This window comes from Agaribacillus sp. DX54 (genome assembly GCF_056858335.1).
Map to the genome: position 1 here is coordinate 1 of NZ_JBXEQE010000168.1, position 277 is coordinate 277.

1 protein-coding gene is annotated in these 277 nt (G+C 40.1%); it reads right to left on the reverse strand.

The window, feature by feature from the left end; genetic code table 11:
* The coding region (locus AC04NP_RS30830; protein WP_482863983.1) for a hypothetical protein at nucleotides 1–277 on the reverse strand (277 nt) is incomplete at both ends.

The following is a 277-nucleotide window of genomic DNA, read 5'->3' on the forward strand; positions in this document are numbered from 1 at the left end:
ATCCGTTGAATAACTAACTGCCGTATCGTTGAACACTTCCAACAACTGATGTCTTTCTTCTTTGGGTACAATGGACAGTTCATTAACAGCTGTTTCCGATCCTTTATCAATATGTTCCAGTAAGAGCGTTAATGCTTCCTGCATATAGGATACCACGGCGTAAGGGTCAATACTCCGATCGGATAGCTTTGCCGTCAATCCAAAATCATCTCCATAATCATCTATTTCTAAATTGAAAGGGTAATTCGTCCTGTGTTCGCCTGATAATATTTTAGCC